We start from the raw sequence: 595 nt of genomic DNA, 5'->3' as shown, positions 1-595 counted from the left end.
GGTTCCTGATCCTGCGCCAAGGCGCCAGTCGGGATCGTCGGGTGCGCGGGCTATTTCCTGGACGAGGATTTGTTGGGCGAGGACGGGCGATCGGACATACCGCTCGGCCACCAAATTACGAAATAATTGCCGACCTGCAAAACCGGCACCTCGCGCTTCTGCTCGCGACGCCGCAGCTCGTCCCGGTTCTTGATCTTCAAAGTCCCGCCCGGAAGTCTGATTCTTATCGTCACGTGTCCTCCCGCACCCCTCCAGGTACGAACGACAGTCGTAACAGTTTCATCCCGGCTAAGCAATTTCGTCCAGGTCGAGCAGTTCGGGCGCGGTAGACGCAGGGCCGGAGCGAGATCGCCGGAACCGGCCTCATTGGAAGAAATCCGCAATGCCGTTGATGGCCAGCACCGCGTAGACGATCGGTCCGGCGATAAACGCACAATAGAGGCAGAGGATCGCCGCCAGCGCCACAAGCAGCGGCTTGTCGCGGCCGACGGCGCGGAGTTCGGACTTCAACGACCAGCGCGTCGCAGCGGTTTGTTCATCATCAGACATGCTCACCATCCCGCGGCCATTTCACACGGCGGATCGAAAACATCAA

At 60.7% G+C, this 595-nt stretch carries 1 protein-coding gene; it reads right to left on the bottom strand.

Annotated features, from left to right (window positions below; all coding sequences use genetic code 11):
• Positions 1-363: 363 nt before the first annotated feature.
• Positions 364-549, bottom strand: coding sequence for a hypothetical protein (locus AC0L2P_RS32195; RefSeq protein ID WP_473507245.1), 186 nt, complete (start codon positions 547-549; stop codon positions 364-366).
• Positions 550-595 lie beyond the last annotated feature (46 nt).

The sequence above is a fragment of the Mesorhizobium sp. WSM4836 genome (assembly GCF_055811815.1).
Note: the sequence above shows the minus strand (reverse complement) of the source record. Positions and strands in the feature narration are given on the sequence as shown.